Here is a 20864-nt window from a genome sequence, read left to right as displayed (position 1 = left end):
TTAAAGGAGCTCTATTTGTGACAGCGTCACTCAAATCAGGAATGCAGGATCAGAGTCAATTTTGATTGACTAAAGTATGTGTATCGCGACCTCTAGATTTTGATGTGTAGAGTGCTCGATCGACGATTTCATACAAATCTGCTTTTTTTTCTTTGCCCGTAGCCTGAAAAGCAAACACACCTTGTGACACTGTCACTCTACTTGAAATGCTTGAATACTGATGAGGATAGTCAAGAAAAGCGATCACTTCTTGGATACGCTCGGCTTCTCTTTCTGCCATTTGTCCATCAGTAGTGCTTAGCAGTACCACAAACTCCTCTCCGCCATAACGGCCAACATACTCTCCAGAACGGCAAAAGGTCGCTTTGAGTTGACTTGCGATCGCCTGCAAGCATCGATCCCCTTCTATGTGGCCATAGTTATCGTTAAACGCTTTAAAAAAGTCGACGTCTAACAAAATCATCGCCATTGGCATATGGCGGCGGCCGTGCCACGCAACCAAAGATTCAAGCTTTTGGTCAATGTATCTGCGATTATAAAGTTTCGTTAACCCGTCCTCGTTCGCCTGCTGGGTTAGAAGTTGATTCACTTTTTCTAGCTGCGCTGTCGCTTGTTTTAACTCACGCCTCATGTGAGCAATACGCTGCATGGCGATGAGCTTGGAATTTAGAACGAGTTTATCAACGGGCTTAATAAGATAATCATCGCCGCCTGCTTCTATCGCTTTAGCAATAATTTCAGGTTCTTCATGGCTACTAAGGAAGATGATGGGAATCCAGTCAGGAAAAGCTTCTCTGATTGATAATGAAAGCTCGAAACCGTTCATTTCTGGCATAGAGATATCGAGCAAGACCAATTCAGGGTCGAAACTCTCATAAATACTTAATGCTTCTGCACCACTGCCTACTGTCTTAACGATATGCCCCAGTTGTTTCAAACGAATAGCCAATTGCATTCTGTCTAATTGAACATCGTCAACCAGTAGAATGCGCATTGATGTCCCTTTAGGCTGCATAAGGTATTCCACTATCTTATTTTATCTTTCTTAACCATATATCATATTCAACGATTCGTTGCATCGTACCAGCTCTTAAGTGCTATATTTTTGTTTAATTGTCGCGTAATCAAAAGACTATAATGGTAGATATTTGAAACATTTGATATTACTATTCCCGCCTTTTTGTAATGAGAGACACAGCATGTCAGAAGCAACTAACACCGAAAGCAAAAAAATCGATCTAGAAACCATTTCTCCTGAACTACGTAAAGTTATTGAATTCGACGAAGTTCCAGAGCAAATGTTCGAAATGGTTACCTCTATCCATGAAGTGTCAGAAGAAGCGGTTCGCGCGTCTTGGGACGAAATGCCAGCAAGTGCTCAAAACATTCTGGATAACTTTGAACAGTTCCATGCTCTAGTTTCAGTAGGCCAAGCATTCGCTGGGATTAACGTAATGGAAGAATTCCCTACTCTAAATCTGCCAGAAAACATGACAGATGAAGATAAAGAAGAGTACCGAGCACAGCTACTAGACAATGTTCTTCACAACTGCGTGAAAGACATGGTTAAACAAATGAAAAAAGCGCGTCGTGACCCTCTACTAAAACGTGAATTCAAAGAAGTATTTGCGAAGTAAAGCTGACTTACGAAGTGAATAAAGGGCTGCATTGTGCAGCCCTTTTTAGTTATGTAACCTTTGCATCAGTCTTTTTAAGCGTGTGGTGCAAAGGCAATATCGCGTTGAGTCACACTCACCCCTTTGACTTGTGCATAGACACAGTCACCGGGCTTTAAGTTGAGGTCATCCAGTGCCCAAGGGGTAATTTTAGCCCACAAGCAGCAATTCGCGTCCAGTTGCAAAGAGACGGTAATGCTTTGCTTATCTTCTCCGACATTCACCTGCTCGATTGATTGGACAGTCGCAGGCAAAACATTTCGAATCGAGGTGGCTACCGGACGCTCCAAAGCAATAGATACATCGCTAGCGCGCACTTGAAGTCGAATTGGCGTTCCAGGCTCGCCCTCAATCTTTTGTACCCAGAGCGAAGCGTTTTGGCCAAGTTCTACAGACGTCAGCGCATAGTGCTCATGATGAGCGGCGATTTTTCCTTCAAACAAGCTACTGTGTTCTGAAAATGACTGCCACGGTCTCATTGCGTGAGAAGCCCAGACCTCTTCCAGCTTGCCTGATGTCACTATACTGCCGTTCTCAATAATTGCTAAATTCTGAGCCAATCTAATGATTTCTTGTAAGCTGTGTGTCACATACACAATTGGTATGTTCACTTTTTCAGATAGGTCCTCAAGAAACGGCATGACTTCCCGTTTTCTGGGCATATCCAGTGATGCTAATGGTTCGTCCATCAACAACAAATCGGGCTTAGACAACAATGCACGTGCTATCGCCACTCGTTGCTTTTCGCCGCCGGAGAGCGACACTGGGAAACGCTTCATGAGTGGCTTAATAGAGAGAAGCTCAGTCACTTCATCAAAGTACTTAGTATCCTTCTCTTTGATGCCATACATTAAATTCCCTTGTACTGAATAGTGTGGGAATAGGCGTGAGTCCTGAAAAACATAACCAATCTTTCGCTTGTGCGTCGGTAAGTTTATTGCCTTATCACTATCAAATAAGACGTGTTCGCCAATACTGACTTTACCTTGTGTCGGCGTGACCAATCCACTGATTACATTAATGAGCGTTGTCTTACCTGCACCAGAACGCCCAAATAACGCACTAATTCCGTGACACGGTAACTCAAGATCGACATCAAAATCACTTTCACCAAGTAATTGTTTAAATTGAACTTTAATGCTCATTGCTTCGCTCCCAATCGACGAGCCGCTTTTCGGTTCATCCACTCAGAGGCCATTAACGTCGATAACGCAAGCGCGATAGAAATGATACAAAGACGCGCCGCTTGCATCTCTGCCCCGGGCGTTTCTATAAAGTTGTACATTGCGAGTGGTATGGTTTGCGTTTCGCCAGGGATATTGGACACAAAACTGATGGTTGCGCCAAACTCACCTAAGCTGCGTGCGAACGACAACATCGTTCCGGTGATTATTCCGGGGATTGTGAGCGGCAACGTAATCGTCATAAATACTTTAAATGGAGAGGCACCAAGCGTCGAAGCGGCATGTTCTAGTTTGGGGTCGACACTTTCCAGGCTTAAACGAACAGAGCGAACCATAAGAGGCAACGCGACTACAATACAAGCGACAACCGCTCCTTTCCAATCAAAGCTAAATACCAAGCCAAGATGCTCATACAGCCAACTGCCCATGCCCCCCTGTCGTCCAAGGGATAGCAGTAGCAAATAACCAATAACAACCGGTGGCAAGACCAAAGGCAAATGAATCAGGCTATCGAGGACAGACTTGCCAAAAAAGGTTTTGCGAGAAAGTAACCACGCCAGTAAAACACCTAAAGGGATAAGCCAAAGTACCGCGAACGCGCCTACTTTGAGACTTAAGATTAAGGCTTGGTATTCCAGTTCAGTCACGCTTATTCCTTATTACTGAAACCGTATTTGATAAAGACAGTTTTGGCTTCATCTGTATTCAGGTATTGGAAAAACTGCTTCGATTCCGTTGAGTCACTGATCATTGCCGTCGGATAGACAATGGCAGAGTGCGTGTCGCTCGAGAACTCGTCTACTATTGTTACTTTGTCTGTCAGCAATGCGTCGGTTTTGTACACAATACCTAATGGCGCTTCTCCACGCTCTACCAGAGCTAACGCGAGACGAACATTCTTGGCAGGAGCAACTTTAGATTCAATATTTTTCCATACGTCCAGTGTAGTCAGTGATTCTTTAGCGTACATCCCCACAGGTACAGATGTCGGATTACCCAGTGCAAGACGTCCATCATTCAACGCAGCTAGCCACGCGTTACTATCTGAAAAATTAAAACTCTTCGTGTTAGACGGCTTGGGAGCAATCAAGACCAGACTATTTCCCACCAAATTGGTGACATTGTCACGTAAAATAACCTTTTCATCCACAAGATAGTCCATCCACTTGGTATTTGCTGAGATGAAAACATCGGCGGGAGCTCCGTTCATTATCTGACGAGCAATAGACGAGGAACCACCGTAAACTGGTGTGACGGTTACATCGAACTTGCCTGAGAAATTTTCGCTAATTTCGTTGATCGCATTGGTCATAGAGGACGCAGCGTACACTTTGAGATCGGCTGCGGCATGGGCAGAAAAAACAACGCTTAACAATGCCGTTAAGCAAACATGTGTTTTCCATATTTTCATTAATAGGCTCCTTTACGAGACAAGCTTTAGACTGATATTACGTTCATCAACTGAGTGTTTTATTTGAATAAAAAATCTAAGTTCATGTGTTGCTCTATCGCATCTGCAATACGATTAATCCCAAGCTCTTTAATTTCTTCAAAATTTTGTTGCTTAATTTGAGAGCCATTTACCCACTCGGCAATGAGATTTAACACTTCCACTTCATCAAAGAAACCGTGTAAATAGGTTCCCATAATTTGGTCACATTCACTTAACGCGCCATCAAAAACACCATTGGTGAGTTCAAGTGGCTGAACGCCTGTCACTTCGCTTCGGCCAACATGAATTTCGTAGCCTTTTGCGGTAGCACGTTTACCATTTAGGCTCACGACAGCTTGTGTCTTTGTCAGTTGCTTACTACCGGTAAGGACCGTGTGAACGTCAAGCAGCCCTAAACCTTCACTTTTGCCCGCTGCACTTTCAACACCCTCTGGATCATCAATGGTTTTACCTAGCATCTGATAGCCGCCACAAATACCAATGACTTTTCCACCCAGGCGAATATGGCGCAATATATCCTTGTCCCAGCCCTGACTTCTTAAGTACGCTAAATCGTCTCTGACGGACTTTGTACCGGGTAGGATAACCAAATCAGCTTTATCGATTTTCTCGCCTTTACCCACATAACGTAAGTTAATGTCGGGGTTGAGACGAAGGACATCAAAATCGGTATGATTGCTGATTCGGGTTAAAACCGGTACCACAACATTGAGTTTGACTTGTGCGTTTAACTCTTGCTGATTAGTGATCGCATCCTCGGCTTCAAGGTTGAATCCATGAAGGTACGGTAATACTCCCAGGACCGGCTTACCGGTTTTTTCTTCAAGCCAGTCTAATCCTGATTGCAACAAACGAATGTCACCACGGAAGCGGTTAATGACAAAACCTTTTACGCGCGCTTGTTCTGATTCAGAAAGTAACGCTAACGTCCCGTATAAGTGAGCAAAAACCCCGCCTCGATCGATATCAGCAACAATAATCACCGGGACATCAGCCGCCTCTGCAAATCCCATATTGGCAATATCCCCTTCTCGCAGGTTAATCTCTGCCGGGCTGCCTGCTCCCTCAATCATAATCGAGTCGTACTCTTGGGTCAGTCGCGAAAAGGAATCAAGTACAGTATTCATCGCAACTTTTTTGTAGTCATGAAATCCCGCAGCATCCATATCAGACAACGCTTTGCCTTGCAGAATGATTTGCGCACCCGTATCGCTGTTTGGTTTTATAAGCACCGGGTTCATATGAACCGTGGATTCGATATTGCAAGCTTGCGCCTGAACTTCCTGAGCGCGCCCTATCTCACCGCCATCTTTGGTGACCGCGCTGTTAAGCGCCATATTTTGCGGTTTAAAAGGGGCAACTTTAATCCCTCTTCTCGCTAATACACGGCATAAACCTGCCACAAGTACACTTTTTCCGGCATCCGATGTGGTGCCTTGAACCATTAAAGAAGGGATTGCTGATTTCATGAATATTCGTAAGAGAAGAAATAGATGAGCAATCATAACGTTATCGTTGCAGGTTACTCAAGCAAATGAACCGAATATCAAAGTTTATCGTCACATTTGTTCCACTTGCCCTGTCTGGAAAGAGGGTTGTAAATAGTCGCTCGCGGGTTACTCGCGGGTTAAAAGAAGCGATACTGGTTAAAAGTGATACTATTATCATTTATGGTCTGATTTTTGCTTTGCTGTGTGTAATTTTAATGATCTTGTCTGGAGTTACCATGCTAGGTAAAGCGCTAAAGGTTACGGCCTTTGGTTTGTGCGCGATACTGCCACTTTCCTCTTATGCCAATAATTTTAACTACAATACGTTGGAAGTCCGTATGGGCACCAGCCCAGGAACCTTTGGTGGGGAAATTACAAGCTACTTTACTGAAAACACCCACTTCATTGGTCGCGCTGATAGCGAATTCAGTGGTGACTGGGATGTCGCAGGTGGTATTGGCTTCAATGGCCCTGCTGGACAATTTGCTGATATTTATGGCCAGATGCTGCTGCACAATATTAAGAAAAACAGCAGTGACAAAGTCGGCGATGAGTGGCACGCAGAAGTTAATGTTGGTACTCGTGTCTGGCTGATGCAAAACGTTGAGTTTCACGCGCGTTTAGGTCAATTAATGGACAATGATGATTCCCACACCGTTTACAATTTGGGAGCTCGATTCCATTCGACTCAGCAATTGTCACTTGGTGCCGATTTCAAAAATAACGGGGTTTACGGACAGCAACTCGTGATGTCTGCCCGCTTTGGATTCTAAGCAAGCCAAACCAGCATAAAAAATGGCCTCCATAAGTGGAGGCCATTTCAGTTTTAGTACTGTTACTATTTCTTGCTAGGTTTGTCTTGAACGTATTTTTTCGATACATCGACAACAGCAATATCTCTGAAGAAGCTTCTTCCCAAAAGCATTGGGAACTTCATATGGCCTCTTTCAGCCAAGGTAAATTCCGTTTTCTCTTTGTAATCACCAACCTGAATGTAAGCCATTACAACAGCACGTTTATTGACTTCGTCCGATGAGGACTGTTTTACCTTAGCCCAACGCTCTACTGGTGCTTTAAATTCTTTACTCGCCTTATCGCCAAGGTCGATTTTGAACTGAACCCAGTCTTTACCATCGCGTTCAAATGGTACGATATCTAACGCGCTGATTGACGATGTCGTTGCGCCAGTATCTACACGTGCTTTAAACGTTTCATCAATACCCGGTGCGTAAACCCACTCTTCCGAGCCAAGAATAAGCATACCGTCAGGCGTTTTTTGTACCTTAACTGGCTTTTCTGGTTTTGGCTCAGGTTTCGGCTCTGGCTTTATTTCCGGTTTTGGTTCTACTTCTGGCTTTGGCTCAACCTCTGGTTTAACTTCTGGTTCTACCACGACAGGTTGTTCTATTTCAGGCGTTTCTGGCTCAACAGGCTCCGTCGTCGTTTGCGTTGACGTACAAGCAATTAAACTACCGCTCATCACAAGCGGCAGAATCAGTTTCCAGTTTTTCATCCACACTCCGAATTAAAGTTGAGAGACTTTATTTATCGCGTCAGCTACGTAAGGAATATGTGTTTCGGTCAGACCGGCAATATTAATGCGGCCATCTCCAACACCATAAATGCCATAATCTTCACGTAAGTGCGCCATTTGCTTTTCAGTAAAGCCTAGCACAGTAAACATGCCTTTGTGACTCTCAATGAAGTCAAATTGATCTGTATTATGGTTATTTCTCAATTCGTTACACAAGTTTTGACGAAGGCTAACCAAACGCTGCTGCATTTCGCTCAGTTCTTGCTTCCAAACTGAAGTTAGGTTCGCGTCTTGAAGGATCGTTTTGACCAGTGCAGCACCATGATCTGGCGGCATAGTGTAAGTAGAACGAGCCAACGTTAATAGTTTACCTTTTGCGTTAGTGACATCTTGAGTATTTTTACCGACGACAATCGCAGCACCTGTACGTTCACGGTAAAGACCAAAATTCTTCGAGCAAGACGTCGTGATTAGCATCTCTTCAACGTTATCTGCCATAAAGCGAAGGCCTTTCGCATCTTCTTCCAGACCATCGCCAAAGCCCTGATAGGCGATATCAACAAAAGGGGTGAAACCATTCTTCTGTGATAGCTCTGTAATTGCTTGCCAAGCGGCGAAGTCGATATCTGCACCCGTTGGATTGTGGCAACAACCGTGGAGTAGCACGACATCAGAAGGGCCAGCTTTTGACAAATCGTCTAGCATTTTAGCGGTCTCAACTTGCTTGGTTTCTGGAGAGAAGTAATGGTAGAACCTTACCTTCAGACCTGCAGCTTCCATCACCGGTTTGTGGTTCACGTAACTTGGGTTAGAAATCCATACAGTCGTATCTGGTTGTGCAACTTTCATTAAGTCGCCCAACATACGCAAAGCACCACTCGCTCCTGGAGTTTGAATTGCCGCAACACGATCCATTGCGGAGGTTCCGGATAACAAAAGATCAACCATGCTTTGGTTAAACTCTTCGCAGCCAGCAAGGCCAACGTAAGCTTTGGTTTTTTGAGTTTTTACAACAACGTCTTGCGCCATCTGAATGGCTTTCATGATTGGTGTTTCACCAGCGCTGTTTTTGTACACGCCAATACCAAGGTCGACCTTGTTTGGACGTTCATCGCCGCGATATGCAACGGATAGAGATAAAATAGGATCTAATACGGGAGTTGGTAGATTAGAAAACATGAAAGTCACAACCCTTTGAAATTCAAGTACGGACTTCACGGTAACATTATCATTTGAAATGACGAAATGATTTTTTACGAATTTCGTCAATTATAGGACAAAATTCTGTATGCAATGGTGCTTTGTGCACTTGGTTGGTTACAAAGAAAGCAAATCACTACTCGATATCTATCTCAAGATGCCCATTTTGTCTGAACTCTCTCGGTGTCATACCGGACCAAGTTCGAAACCGTGTACTGAAGTTTGCGCTGGTTGGATAACCGACAATCTCACCAATGTGCTGAATCGGCCATTCTGTGGAGCGTAATAACCTGGCCGCGTATTCCATTCTCATACGCGTTAAATGTGCCATTGGGCTTTGTCCAAACTGTTGTTGACTCAATCGAAACAGATGAGCTTCCGAGCAAGGATACAGGGCTGCTAATTGCTCCACGGTCCACTCTTTATGTAATTGCCTTTGGACAAGATCGAAAACGCGGCGCAGCTTTAACTGATGACGGGAAAGGGATTCTGATTGAGGCATGTTTAGCATCAACTCCAGCTGAGCGACACTGTGTGCACCGACCGCACCACCATAGTTTATCGGCAAGTTGATACTGCGGAGCAGAGTTTGAATGCAGGCGTACATTACCTCTGGTGCGGATGTTAGCTGGTAGCTAATATCTTTTTCTACGATTGACCAATCCGTGTTCTGTGAAAGAAAAACCCATGCTATCTGCCAGGTTTCATCCCCCATACCAAATCCATTTTCAACGCCTGCGGGAACAATGATTAAAGATCCCGGCTCCAACTCATAGCGAGTGGCATTACTTTCCAACCAGCCTTTTCCTCTCACCGTATAAAGCAACATGTGCTTTTTTTGGTTTTTCCTATACACCGAAAAGAAATCTCTGCAGGTTGCGATGCCGCATTGCACGATGCCTCTTTCTTCTAATGCTAAAACACGCGTGTGGTCGATCATCTCCTGATACGTTTTTTCGGAAATGGAGTAACACTCTTGTTTTTCTTCCATATTTCGATGTCTCACACTGTATTTATTGCGTCTTGGCAACATTAGATATAACGGCTCAAATTACTTGAGAGTTTTGCAAAACTATTGGATGCCTTTGAAAAATACAACGCGAAATCATGGGGATAAACTACTCGCATTATTCTTAAAGGAGAAATGCGATGCTGTTAACACATGAATACATAAACAAAGCATTTTGGAAAAAACTGTACGGTATTGCCCTTCCTGTTTCGCTGCAATCTATGTTGTTTGCCTTATTGGGTATTGTCGACATTTTTATGGTGAGCCAGTTAGGCGAGTCAGCCATTGCAGCCGTTGGTGTGGTTAATCGTATTATTTTCTTTAACCTTGCCGTGATCTTTGGTCTATGTGGTGCAGTAACGATTTTAGCATCCCAGTATTATGGTTCGGGTAAATTTAACGGAATCCGCAGGACTCTGGCGCAATCGTGGTTTATCTCTATTTTGGTCACGGTTCCGTTTATCATCCTTTATGTGATATTTGATCAAGAAATTGTTTCGTTCATGTCCAAGGACCCTGAGTATGTTAACTATGCTCGCGACTATCTTGTAGTTAATGGATTAAGCTTGATTACGACGGCGATCGTTGTGCCTATTGAATCCGTACTTCGATCAGTTGGAGAAGCGAAACTGGCGACGAAGGTCAGCTTATTAGCCATCATCGTCAACGTTATTCTCAATTCAGTATTGATCTTTGGTTTGTTGGGATTCCCACAGTGGGGCGTGTTCGGTGCCGCAATAGGAACGCTTCTCGCACGCGTCTTTCAAACGGCAGTATTGGTGTATTACTTTATCAAACACTACGCGCACTTCCTTCCGACGAAGTTCGATTGGGCTCAAAGTGCACTTAAGCAGTACCGTAAAAAGTATTTTCAAATTTCACTACCCACGCTCATCCATGATGCATTATGGACTGGTGGTCTGATTGTCTACAGCGTCTTGTATGGTCAATTAGGTGTGTCTGAGCTGGCGATTGTCTCATTCCTGTCGCCAATTGAAGGCGTTTTGATATCCGCGTTTATGGGATTTGCCGTCGCCGCATCAGTACTTCTTGGAAACGACATCGGAGCTAAACAGTACGACAGAGTTGAGAAAACCGCATGGTGGTATGTATTAACCAGCTCAGGGTTAGCGATAATCTTGTATCTGTTAGTGTGGATTTGTTCGCCGTGGATATACGGGCTATTGGAATTTACTCCACTTTCCGACAAAGAAATGGCGCTTAACGTCTGCCTTGTTATGGCACTAGGAATGATTTTTCGCGTGTTCAATATGGTGGGAATTGGTGGCGTTCTTAAAAGCGGCGCCGATATTCGGTACAGTATTTTTATCGACACCTTTGGACAGTGGGCAATTGGTATCCCTCTTACCTATTACACAGGCATGGTTCTAGGGTTGCCTCTACATTACGTGCTGATGTCTCTGATTGTCGAAGAACTTGTAAAAGGTGTACTGACGACTTATCGTATTCAGTCTAAGCGCTGGATAAACAATATGGTTGATGACGAGGATATGGTGACAGCGTAACCAAAGATTTCAACAGCCAACAAAGAACTCACCCAAAAGGCACATTTTCAACTCATGAATGTGCCTTTTCTATTTTCCAGCCAGTTTGTCTCTTATTTAAGCATGATCAAAATGGTGTATGACTTGGTTGGAGCTGCCGCGCCATTCCAAATTCAAATCTTTTTTATCTTGCTCAAACTTACCATCGATAAGCACATCGATGTATTTGGTTACTTCTCTTTGTGCGTCGTCAAGCTCGGCCAAAGTGTAACCTGTCCAAACCCAGATATCTTTACCCGCACACTCTTCTCTTACACGCTTAACCAATTTTAGGATGTACGGTACATTTTCTGGATGGAGCGGATCTCCCCCCGACAACGACAAACCCCGGCGCTTAATTCGCGTGTCATTGAGATCAGCAATGATTTTGTCTTCAAGTTCTTGAGTAAATACATGCCCAGAATCCACACGCCAGGTCGATTGATTATAACAACCGCGACACTGGTGAATACAACCAGAAACAAACAGCGTACAGCGCGTACCCGGTCCATTTACAACATCAATTGGATAGTATTGGTGGTAATTCATTGTCGTGTCTCATTAGGTTTGTGAAAACAGAAAATCAACCCGAAACAGGTTGATTTTCTGTATGCAGTTTCAGTTACTGATTAAAGGTGTTTTACTCGGCGCTTCACTTCTTCCTGTTTACCGAAGTTAAACGGACGTGCATCAGGACTACCAAGGTAACCGCATACACGGCGTGTTACCGATACTTTAGTTGAATCATGGTTGCCACAGCTTGGGCAGGTAAAACCTTTGCTGGTACATTCAAATTCACCAGTGTAGCTACACTCGTAACATTCATCGATAGGCGTATTAGTGCCGTAATAAGGCACTCTGGTATAGCTGTAATCCCATACGTTTTCTAACGCTTCCACGTTACGCTGCATGTTCGGGAATTCACCGTAACAGATAAAACCACCGCTGGAGATTTCTGGATACGGCATTTCAAAGTCAATCTTATCGTAAGGGTTTACCTTCTTCTCGACATCTAAGTGGAAGCTGTTGGTGTAGTAGCCTTTATCTGTCACCCCTTCGATCACACCGAATTCTTTAGTATCAATACGACAGAAACGGCTACATAAGTTTTCACTCGGTGTCGCGTATAGACTGAAACCATAGCCTGTTTCGTCTGCCCACTGATTTACTGCGTCTTTTAGGTGTTTGATCACCTCAACCGCTTTTGCACGTAAGACCGCATCGTCATACACGTGCGCTTCGTTGCCAAACAGTGCGTTAATCGTTTCATGCACACCGATATAGCCCAGTGAAATTGAAGCACGACCATGTTTGAAGATCTCTGCAATAGAGTCATCCGCTTTCAGACGAACACCACATGCTCCTTCCATATAAAGGATTGGTGCTACGCGTGCTTTGACGTTTTCCAGGCGCGTAATGCGAGTTTCTAACGCTCTGCGCGCTAAACGAAGGCGATCATCAAGTAGCTCGTAGAACTTCTTCTCGCTTCCTTTGGCACGAATGGCAATGCGAGGCAGGTTCAGGCTCACAACACCAAGGTTGTTACGACCTTCATGGATTAGCTCGCCGTCTTCTTCATAAGTACCCAAGAAACTTCTGCAACCCATCGGCGTTTTAAATGACCCCGTCACTTCAACCACTTTGTCGTAGTTCAGAATATCTGGATACATACGTTTAGAGGCACACTCAAGCGCAAGTTGTTTAATGTCGTAGTTTGGATCTTCAGCTTTGTGGTTCAGACCGTCTTTAATACCGAATACCAGTTTTGGGAACACGGCCGTTTTGCGATTTTTGCCAAGCCCCGCAATGCGGTTTTTTAGAATCGATTTCTGGATCAAACGAGATGCCCAGCTTGTACCTAAACCGAAGCCAAACGTAACGAATGGCGTTTGCCCATTTGCGGTATGTAACGTGTTTACTTCGTACTCAAGCGATTGGAAAGCGTCGTAACACTCTTTCTCTGTACGCGCTTTTGCAAACTCTTCCGGCTCTGCAATGTCCCACTCTTTGGCAATCTTTAGATGCTTCTCGTAACTTGTCATTACGTAAGGGGCCAATACTTCATCGATACGGTTGATCGTTGTGCCGCCGTAAATATGGCTCGCAACTTGTGCAATGATCTGCGCCGTGACTGCGGTTGCTGTGGATATCGATTTCGGCGTATCAATTTCCGCATTTCCCATTTTGAAGCCGTGTGTCAGCATGCCTTTCAGGTCGATCAGCATACAGTTAAACATCGGGAAGAACGGCGCGTAATCTAAATCGTGGTAGTGAATATCACCCACTTCATGCGCTTGTACGACATCGCGAGGAAGAATGTGAGTTTTCGCGTAGTGTTTCGCAACGATACCAGCCAGCAAGTCACGTTGAGTCGGGATAACTTTGCCATCTTTGTTCGCGTTTTCATTGATAAGGTCGAGATTACTTTCTTCAATCAGACCTTCAATTTCACGAGTTAGGAAGCTTTGTTTCTCACGAGCAATATCGCGATCATGGCGGTACTCGATGTAAGAACGTGCCAGAGACTTATAAGGACCTTGCATGAGTTCATTTTCAACCAAATCCTGAATCTCATGGATGTGAACTTCATCGTGATCTTTGAGCTGTAACTCGACAGCAAGAGCAACATTGAGAGCATAAATGGCGACATCTTTATCTTTATTTTCCGCCGCGGCTTCGACTGCTGCTTGAATACGATCCCTGTTGAACGGAGCTCTTGAGCCGTCACGCTTGATTACGATTGGTTTCACTTTCTTCTCCTTACCCCAGCATACTCACAGAGTTATCCACAAACACACTATATGGGGTGATTTATTATTCTTTAGCCACAATATATTGTGGCGTATTTAACGAGAAGCACCAGTCGAAAACATTGATTTTGATCAACAAAAACTGGGTAGCGGATAAGAAGAAATCGATCTTATTGCTGATGCCCTTTATTAAAAAGAAATCAATGAAAATTGCAAAATTGGTACGTAATACACTTGCTTTTTTTAGAGGTCTTATAGGATAAAGGTTACAAAGGGACACGCACTAAAACGGGAGTGAAATAAGCCAATATGCGATCACTTTTTGCTACAGCCATGTTAGTTTTTTGTTCCGCCTCATTTGCTCAAAATTCAATCAATCTAACCAGTTGGAATATTGAATGGCTAGCAATGAACGGTGGAAAAGTATCAAGAACCGAGAACGATTTTGCCAAACTCAATCAATATGTGGGTAACTCGCAACCTGATGTATTAGCATTTCAAGAAGTCGATAGTGAAGCCGCGATTAGGAAAGTCGTGGGAAATGGCTACGATATTTACTTTTCGGATAGAGCTCGGTCCGGCAATAAACATTTGCAGTTCTCAGACACAAACCAGTACACAGGGTTTGCCGTGCGTAAAGGAATCCCGGTATCGGATCCCTCCGATTTTTCAATCACTCGAGGCAATAGCAAGTTACGCTTTGCGAGCTATATTGTTCTAAATCCGAATAAGCGTGATGAAATTCACCTGCTTTCAGTTCACCTAAAGGCGGGATGCAGTGGCGCTTACAAAAACAGTCGCGAATGCAAGACGCTCAAGCAGCAAGGCGAAGCTCTGGCAAAGTGGATAACGGCGCGTGAAAAGAGCCAAGAAAAGTACGCCATTTTAGGTGATTTTAACCACAACTTGGCTTATCAAGGTGACTGGTTGTGGTCGACAATGACTTCAAATACCAGCGCTAGATTAGTCACAAAAGACACTCAAGCAGAATGTAAGGTGCGTTCGAATCGTAACCCGAATAAAACGCATCAGTTCCGTTCTATCATTGACCATATCATTGTCAGCGATAGTCTAGGATCGCAACCAGCCAAACAGGTGACATTTAAGTCGCAAGATGTTCTGGATTACCATCTAAGTGACCATTGTCCAATCAGTACGCAAGTGCGACTCTCTGCAAATTAGTCAGCTAAAAAACGCCCAGCAAAAATGCTGGGCGTATTAGTTATAACAAAAATTACAGCTGTCTCGGATTGAGAATGACGACATCGCCTTGTTTCAATCCTGTCCTTACTCTGTCCAACTCGCCCAACTGAATTAAACGCGTTTCGACTTCACCACCGTCTTGCAACACCTTGACATAATCCAACTGGCCAACTTGATACACGGCGTCTTTCGGTATTCTTAGAACCACGTCGTCCGTTAAGGTCAGTGCAACCTTTGCAAAAGTACCTGGGTACACAGAGGTCGGAGATTCAAATTGCAATTTGACTGTGTAACTGCGTGAATTCGCATCAGCAGACGGTGTCACTTCTTTGATCGTCGCCGAAGCCGTCACATCATAAGAAGGAAATACGGCTTCCACCTGCTTGTCGTAGTTCACGTAAGGCATGACTGACTCGGCAAAGTTAACTTCTATTTCAAGCGAGTCAGGATTGTACATCGAGAGCAAAAGTGACCCGGGTGTGGCGGTATCCCCTTTATTGATCGGCTTCTGCGTTATCAAACCGTCGAATGGCGCAGTAATAATACTGTACCCGAAGGTCGTCTCGGCTTCAGAGACGGCAGCCTGAGAGCGGTTGAAGTTGGCTTGTGCGGTTTGCAATGTACTTTCTGCCTGGTCGTACTGCGACTGTGGTATCAGTTTTCTGTTTAACAGCGTTCTAACGCGTGAGAACTCTTTACGAGCGGCATTAAGCTGCGCTTGTGCAGAAGACAACGCCTGCTCGCTCTGACGAACTCGTGCGTCTAAGTCGTCACTTTCTAAGCGCGCTAATACATCCCCCTGTTTCACTCTGTCACCTACTTTAACCAATACTTCAACAACTGAGGCGGTCAATCGTGCGGCAATATCAGCTTGCTGATCTGCGACAACGATGCCCGGAAACTCGCGAACAACTGGTTCGCTGGTCAGTATCATCTCATGCGTTTGTACAGAATTAACATCAATCACGTTGGTTTTCGCAGAATGCTCAGTGGGTAACTTTTCGGAGAAAAAGCCAGCCATATAAAGAAAAAGAAGCGCGAGCAAGATAATTAAAATAATGCCCAGCAATTTGTTATCTAATTTCATTGTTCTTCCTCCATCTGAGGCAATCCATGTCCTTTGGTATTCTGGTATGCGAGGTTATATACCACTGGAACAACAAGCAAAGTAAACACTGTTGAGGCCGTAATCCCGAATATGATTGCCCAGGCGAGGCCATTGAAAATCGGGTCGAGCGTAATAACGATGTTACCCAACAACGTGGTGCCCGCCGTTAACAGTATCGGTCTCATACGAACCACACCAGATTCGATTAGTGCGTCGTGCAAACTGCTGCCAGATTCGAGAGATTGCTGAATAAACTCAATAAGCACTAATGAATTCCGTACAACAATACCGGCTAGTGCGATCATCCCAATCATCGCCGTGGCTGTAAATAACGCAGGATTCGGGTAGTTGCCAATGTCATTGCTTAAGACATTTAATATCCAGAATCCCGGCATAATACCGATAACCGTCAATGGAATAGCCAGCATTATGATCCCAGAAACCGCAGGTAAACCAGTCTGAATCAACATAACCACGAATACGCCCAGTAACGCTGCACCATAAGCAATGCCAAGGTCGCGGAATACATCCACCGTAATTTTCCATTCACCTTCTCCACTCCATACGACATTAATGTTCTCCGGAACGCTCCAGGCAACACCAGCACCGTTGTTTAAGTATGTGCGATCCTGCCAATTAACATGTGCGTCACTGGAATGATCAGTATCTTGATCCGCGATGACATCTGCGATGATCTCACCAGGCACACGCCCTACTACTTCGGCATACACATAAACAACAGGATTAAGGTTTTTATGGAATATCGGTTTATCCGCTGGACGTTTAACAAATTGACCAATTTCTGAGAGCTGAACAACGGGTTGCGGAGCATCCACCACCGCGCCGCCCATTTCCACTTTTGCAATCCCAGGTCTTCCACGAACATACAGTTGTTCTAATCGGTTTAAATCGTCTCTGTCTTCACGACGAAGCTGAACTTCAATCGGCAAAGGATTTAATTCCCGACCATCAGCAATGTGACCAAGAGTTTTAGCATTCGCCGCCGTAATTAGCGTGTTATTCACCTCAGCGACAGACACACCGGATAGCGCAGCTTTCTCCTGATCGACCACAAACTGCCACGTTTCTAAGTCACCCTGAACGCTCGTATCTACCTCTGATACTAACTGCTCTTTACGTAGGCGATCCGCTACTTTCTCCGCCTGTACCATCAACTCGTCATAAGAAGTAGTTTCGTCGCCATAAACTTCAGCCGTAATAGTCGCGATAACCGGAGGACCTGGCGGTACCTCTACTAATTGAATGTCTGCGTTAAAGCGTTTCGCTATTTGTTCTAAATCACTTCGCAGACGAGTAACAATTTCATGTGACTGCATAGAACGATGTTTTTTCGGCGCTAATACTATGCGCAGTTCACCTTGGTATGGCTCGCTGCGCATAAAGTAATGGCGAACCATGCCGTTAAAATCCATTGGTGAAGCCGTCCCTGCAAAACCAGACACGCTGGTCACTTCAGGCACCGTCATCAGATAGTCAGAAAAACTGGATAGCGCATTGGAAGTATCAACAAAACTTGACGTTTCTGGCATGTTTAACACTAGCTGGAATTCGTTTTTGTTGTCGTATGGAAGCAGTTTGAGTGGCACCAAACGTAATACAGGTAACAACGCGGCGAGTGCAAACAAAAACGCAACTAATCCAAGGAAAGCCCAGGCTTTTTTACGGCTTTCCAATAACGGTATTAATACTCCACGGTATAAACGATACATGGTCGACGATTGGATATCGTAATGACCGCTGTCCTGAGCGCCAGTAAGTATTTTCTTCGCAAGCCAAGGCGTGATCATAAACGCCACAACCGTACTGAACATCACACTGATTGGTACGTTGAAGGCGAGCGGCGCCATGTACGGCCCCATCATTCCTGTGATAAAAAACATTGGCGTGAACACAATAACAATCGCCACGGTAGACATTAATAGCGCGCTACGAATTTCAGCCATGGCCAGAACAATTGCTTTAGTGCGGGTTAAATCCTTACGCTTTAAGTAACGCTCAATGTTATCGATACTGGCGATAGGATCATCAACGATCAAACCGAGCGCTAAGATCAATGCAAACAATGTTACCCGGTTGATGGAGTAACCAAAAAGTAAGTCCATCCCCAGCGCGGCACCATAACTGATCGGAATTGCGATCCCGACAACCAGTGCACTTCGCCAATCTAGGAATAAGCCGACGAATACCACAACGGTTAAAATTGATATACCAAGGCTGGAAACCAAGTTGTTCACTTTTGCGTTTGCGGTTTCACCGTAGTCGCGAATGATGGCGACCTGAACTTGATGTGGGAACTGATCAGATTCAAGCTGAGCTAATTTATCATTGACTGCTTGAGCGACGTGAACCGCATTAGAACCTTTTTGCTTAGCGACCGAGATAAAGACAGCAGGTAACGCTTGGCCGCTATTTTTATCTCTATACCAGGTATCGGATGTGGCCTCTCCCGGACCATCATAAATTCTCGCCACGTCTTTTAAGTAAACAGGCTTGCCATTTAGCACCGCAATGACGAGATTACCAACGTCCTTTGAGCTGGTAAGAAATTGTCCGGATTCTAAAGTGAAATTGCGACCATTAACCCGAATATTTTCACCCTGTGTTTTCGCATTGCTGTATTGGATGGCTTGCTCAAGATCGTCAATAGTGACTTTAAAATTCGCCATTGCGACGGTATCAAGTTCAATCTGAACTTTTCTAGGTTCTCCGCCAATAACCTCGACTTTGTTGGTCGCATCAAGTGATTTAATGCCCAAAGTCGCTTGATCCGCGATTCTTCTAAGTTGATGACGATCTAGCGTCGAAGGCTCCGTCGAATAAAGCGCTGCAACGACGATAGGCACGTCATCGATTTCGACTGGTTTGACTAACCAACTGGCTACAGACGATGGGACTTTATCTTGATTGGAGTAAAGTTTGTTGTAGAGCTTAACTAACGCGTCTTCGCGATTTTCACCCACATAAAAGCGGACAATGACTTGCGCGGATCCTTCCATCGACGAGGAATAAACGTATTCCACACCATCGATCTGGCTGACAAGTTTCTCTAACGGTTCGGTGATTTGATTTTCGACTTGTGAAGCACTCAAGCCCGGCGCGGATACCAAAACATCGGCCATGGGTACCACTATCTGAGGATCTTCTTCTTTTGGCGTGAGCCACAACGCCGCCGCGCCGACCATAAAGGCCAGTAGGATCATGATCGGAGGGAAAAAGCTGTTCATGACAGACTGAACAAAGCTTCGCTCTTTATTTCCGGGCATCCTTTTCCCTCCAATTTAGATTACATAATTTATGCTTTGGCTGTTTTCATCTTCTCTTCGCGAGCATTGATGACCAATTTCGCAAACATTGAGCCTGCCAGCATTGCAACAAAGAACAAAACAATACTGACGTTACCTAATGCCAAACTCGCCACGGCAGGACCAGGACAAATGCCAGCCAATCCCCAACCTAGGCCGAAAATCGCAGCTCCAGACAACAATCGAGCATCGATCTTTGTGTTCGTAGGAGTGCACATTTCTGCACCACTAACTGATTGTTTTCTCGGCTTGATAAGTAAAAAATAGCTTGGCATAAACACTGCCAGTGCGCCGCCCATCACAAAAGCTAAACTTGGATCCCAGTTTCCTGAAATATCTAAAAATCCAATAACTTTCGCGGGATCGATCATCCCAGAAACAGCCATACCCATGCCAAATAAAATACCGCTTACCAAAGCAGTAATTCGAAAAATAGTGTTGTTCATGGAATCTCTCTTAAACTAGGTGAAGTCGAACAAAAACGGTCAAGCCAGCAACAGCCATAAATACGCATGTTGCAACGATAGAGCGCTTAGACAAACGCCCAATGCCACAAATGCCATGACCGCTGGTACATCCGTTACCTAGTCTGGTTCCAATACCAACAAATAAACCCGCCGCTAATACCAAACCCATTGAAAGATTTGCTGTACTTGGTACTGCTACGCCGAGTAATAAAACACTCACAAAGCCACCGACAATCATGCCAACTGCAAACAGAAGTCGCCATGAATAATCCCCTTTCTTCGGTGACATAATGCCATTCATAATTCCACTGATACCAGCAACCTTGCCGTTAACCAACAACAAAACCGTGGCAGAAACTCCCAATAAAATGCCACCAAACAACGATTCCCATGGAATAACGTCTAACATTACTTACCTCTATAGATTTTCATTTAATTTATTGATTTTAGTTGATTAACCACCGAAAAGGCGTTTAACGACTTAACTACAAAAAACGCCATGCAGTGCTTTAATTAATGACTCAACTCTCGGTTCAGCTAACGAGTAGAACACCTGCTGTGATGATTTCCGAGCGCTGATTAAATTGTGTTTACGCAACACCGTTAAGTGTTGTGAAAAGGCGGATTGACTCAAAAAGGAGTGTTTTTGTAACTCCCCTACACCAACCTCTCCTTGGGTCAATTGGCACAACACCATCAACCTTTCCGGGTGCGCCATTACTTTAAGTAGATCTGCGGCTTCAACTGCGCTGCCTTTCATCGCCGCTATGTCCATTGCTGTATCGCTCATGACTCACCTCTACATTAAAAACTAAATTAGATATTACTAAATAATAATATTTAGTCAACACTAAATTAGCCTTTGTGAATTTAGTTAAATTAACATTAGACAATTCTAATTTAGATGTTTATAGTGAGCATAT

Annotated in this window: 19 protein-coding genes; 4 read left to right on the top strand and 15 right to left on the bottom strand. The window is 44.4% G+C overall.

All coding sequences use genetic code 11. The annotated features are described in order from the left end of the window. Window positions 1–55 precede the first annotated feature (55 nt). On the bottom strand, window positions 56–1015 hold the full coding sequence (locus VEJY3_RS19885; RefSeq protein ID WP_014234214.1) for a diguanylate cyclase: 960 nt from the start codon (window positions 1013–1015) through the stop codon (window positions 56–58). A gap of 184 nt (window positions 1016–1199) precedes the next feature. On the opposite strand from VEJY3_RS19885, the gene VEJY3_RS19880 reads away from it, so the two are divergent. After that, complete coding sequence (locus VEJY3_RS19880) at window positions 1200–1637, top strand: DUF3069 domain-containing protein (protein WP_014234213.1); 438 nt, start codon at window positions 1200–1202, stop codon at window positions 1635–1637. A 74-nt stretch (window positions 1638–1711) separates the two neighbouring features. On the opposite strand, the gene modC is transcribed toward VEJY3_RS19880, so the two are convergent. From modC to VEJY3_RS19860, 4 genes are read right to left on the bottom strand one after another with little or no spacing between them, the layout of a single operon-like run. Then, complete coding sequence (gene modC, locus VEJY3_RS19875) at window positions 1712–2821, bottom strand: molybdenum ABC transporter ATP-binding protein ModC (RefSeq protein ID WP_014234212.1); 1110 nt, start codon at window positions 2819–2821, stop codon at window positions 1712–1714. Further along, window positions 2818–3507 carry a molybdate ABC transporter permease subunit gene (gene modB / locus VEJY3_RS19870; RefSeq protein WP_014234211.1) on the bottom strand — a complete coding sequence of 230 codons (690 nt, stop codon included), beginning with the start codon at window positions 3505–3507 and terminating at the stop codon, window positions 2818–2820. The genes modC and modB overlap by 4 nt, the downstream gene beginning before the upstream one ends. Window positions 3508–3509: 2 nt before the next feature. Beyond that, complete coding sequence (modA, locus tag VEJY3_RS19865) at window positions 3510–4271, bottom strand: molybdate ABC transporter substrate-binding protein (protein ID WP_014234210.1); 762 nt, start codon at window positions 4269–4271, stop codon at window positions 3510–3512. 59 nt (window positions 4272–4330) lie between these two features. Next, on the bottom strand, window positions 4331–5782 hold the full coding sequence (locus VEJY3_RS19860) for a cobyric acid synthase (protein ID WP_014234209.1): 1452 nt from the start codon (window positions 5780–5782) through the stop codon (window positions 4331–4333). A 257-nt stretch (window positions 5783–6039) separates the two neighbouring features. Between VEJY3_RS19860 and VEJY3_RS19855 the strand changes: the two genes are divergently transcribed. After that, window positions 6040–6576 (top strand): hypothetical protein, encoded by a 537-nt coding sequence (locus tag VEJY3_RS19855; RefSeq protein WP_014234208.1) that lies wholly within the window; start codon window positions 6040–6042, stop codon window positions 6574–6576. A 65-nt stretch (window positions 6577–6641) separates the two neighbouring features. On the opposite strand, the gene VEJY3_RS19850 is transcribed toward VEJY3_RS19855, so the two are convergent. The 3 genes from VEJY3_RS19850 to VEJY3_RS19840 form a co-directional block, all read right to left on the bottom strand. Beyond that, entirely contained in the window at window positions 6642–7316 is a 675-nt protein-coding gene (locus VEJY3_RS19850; RefSeq protein ID WP_014234207.1) for a RimK/LysX family protein, read from the bottom strand. A 12-nt stretch (window positions 7317–7328) separates the two neighbouring features. Further along, on the bottom strand, window positions 7329–8516 hold the full coding sequence (locus VEJY3_RS19845) for an amino acid aminotransferase (protein WP_014234206.1): 1188 nt from the start codon (window positions 8514–8516) through the stop codon (window positions 7329–7331). Between the two features lie 157 nt (window positions 8517–8673). Continuing rightward, the gene (locus VEJY3_RS19840) at window positions 8674–9528 is read right to left on the bottom strand and encodes an AraC family transcriptional regulator (protein ID WP_014234205.1); all 855 of its coding nucleotides are present in this window, start codon (window positions 9526–9528) and stop codon (window positions 8674–8676) included. A gap of 158 nt (window positions 9529–9686) precedes the next feature. Between VEJY3_RS19840 and VEJY3_RS19835 the strand changes: the two genes are divergently transcribed. Further along, on the top strand, window positions 9687–11072 hold the full coding sequence (locus tag VEJY3_RS19835) for an MATE family efflux transporter (RefSeq protein WP_014234204.1): 1386 nt from the start codon (window positions 9687–9689) through the stop codon (window positions 11070–11072). Window positions 11073–11168: 96 nt separating this feature from the next. Here the strand turns inward: VEJY3_RS19835 and nrdG are convergent, their stop codons facing one another. Both nrdG and nrdD read right to left on the bottom strand, forming a co-directional pair. Then, complete coding sequence (gene nrdG, locus VEJY3_RS19830; protein ID WP_014234203.1) at window positions 11169–11639, bottom strand: anaerobic ribonucleoside-triphosphate reductase-activating protein; 471 nt, start codon at window positions 11637–11639, stop codon at window positions 11169–11171. Between the two features lie 80 nt (window positions 11640–11719). Beyond that, entirely contained in the window at window positions 11720–13840 is a 2121-nt protein-coding gene (gene nrdD / locus VEJY3_RS19825; protein WP_014234202.1) for an anaerobic ribonucleoside-triphosphate reductase, read from the bottom strand. Between the two features lie 309 nt (window positions 13841–14149). Here nrdD and VEJY3_RS19820 point away from each other — a divergent pair, with 309 nt between their 5' ends. Further along, window positions 14150–15022, top strand: coding sequence for an endonuclease/exonuclease/phosphatase family protein (locus tag VEJY3_RS19820; RefSeq protein WP_014234201.1), 873 nt, complete (start codon window positions 14150–14152; stop codon window positions 15020–15022). A gap of 52 nt (window positions 15023–15074) precedes the next feature. On the opposite strand, the gene VEJY3_RS19815 is transcribed toward VEJY3_RS19820, so the two are convergent. The 5 genes from VEJY3_RS19815 to VEJY3_RS19795 all read right to left on the bottom strand — a co-directional run bounded on the left by VEJY3_RS19815 (window position 15075) and on the right by VEJY3_RS19795 (window position 20731). Beyond that, entirely contained in the window at window positions 15075–16130 is a 1056-nt protein-coding gene (locus VEJY3_RS19815) for an efflux RND transporter periplasmic adaptor subunit (RefSeq protein WP_014234200.1), read from the bottom strand. Beyond that, entirely contained in the window at window positions 16127–19435 is a 3309-nt protein-coding gene (locus VEJY3_RS19810) for an efflux RND transporter permease subunit (protein ID WP_014234199.1), read from the bottom strand. Before VEJY3_RS19810 ends, VEJY3_RS19815 begins: the two co-directional genes overlap by 4 nt. A 29-nt stretch (window positions 19436–19464) precedes the next feature. Beyond that, on the bottom strand, window positions 19465–19920 hold the full coding sequence (locus VEJY3_RS19805) for a YeeE/YedE family protein (protein ID WP_014234198.1): 456 nt from the start codon (window positions 19918–19920) through the stop codon (window positions 19465–19467). Window positions 19921–19930: 10 nt separating this feature from the next. Further along, window positions 19931–20350, bottom strand: coding sequence for a YeeE/YedE family protein (locus VEJY3_RS19800; RefSeq protein ID WP_014234197.1), 420 nt, complete (start codon window positions 20348–20350; stop codon window positions 19931–19933). Between the two features lie 72 nt (window positions 20351–20422). Beyond that, window positions 20423–20731 (bottom strand): metalloregulator ArsR/SmtB family transcription factor, encoded by a 309-nt coding sequence (locus VEJY3_RS19795; RefSeq protein WP_014234196.1) that lies wholly within the window; start codon window positions 20729–20731, stop codon window positions 20423–20425. Between the last annotated feature and the right edge of the window lie 133 nt (window positions 20732–20864).

The organism is Vibrio sp. EJY3, from assembly GCF_000241385.1.
Taxonomy (GTDB): domain Bacteria; phylum Pseudomonadota; class Gammaproteobacteria; order Enterobacterales; family Vibrionaceae; genus Vibrio; species Vibrio natriegens.
This window is presented reverse-complemented; position numbering and strand designations above follow the sequence as displayed.